At 29.7% G+C, this 414-nt stretch carries 2 protein-coding genes; both read right to left on the bottom strand.

Translation table 11 applies throughout. The annotated features are described in order from the left end of the window. Nucleotides 1-198, bottom strand: a 198-nt coding sequence (locus tag AC3AX0_RS10760; RefSeq protein WP_487550287.1) for a 3-hydroxyacyl-CoA dehydrogenase NAD-binding domain-containing protein, incomplete at its 3' end; no start/stop codon positions are given. A 57-nt stretch (nt 199-255) separates the two neighbouring features. Then, a partial coding sequence (locus tag AC3AX0_RS10755) for an acetyl-CoA hydrolase/transferase C-terminal domain-containing protein (protein ID WP_487550290.1) occupies nt 256-414 on the bottom strand: 159 nt, incomplete at its 5' end.

The following is a 414-nucleotide window of genomic DNA, read 5'->3' as shown; positions in this document are numbered from 1 at the left end:
TTTATTATTTACTGCTATTCTGTTTCTAACTATAGAATCTTCTAAAGTTAAATTTTTACCAATTTCTTCTTTTGTTAACTCTCTTGGTATAATATCTAGGAGATAACTACTTATACCAACATTTGCTAAATGCGCAGCTATCCCACAACCCATGGTGCCTGAACCTAATATAGCTGCTTTTCTAATTCTTCTTTTCACAAACTTATCCTCCATTCTTCAATTAATTTTTATAAATCAAATCTAAAACTGATTGATTTAATTACATATTTTGTTTGTTCTAACCCAAATTTTCATTTTTTCTGCTTCTTTGATAAGACTTTCTCTCACTTCTGGATGAGCAATACTTATTAACAATTCAGCTCTCTGCCAAGTTGATTTACCTTTTAACTCAACAACTCCATATTCAGTTGTTAC

It is taken from the genome of Dethiosulfatibacter sp. (assembly GCF_983023055.1).
Note: the sequence above shows the minus strand (reverse complement) of the source record. Positions and strands in the feature narration are given on the sequence as shown.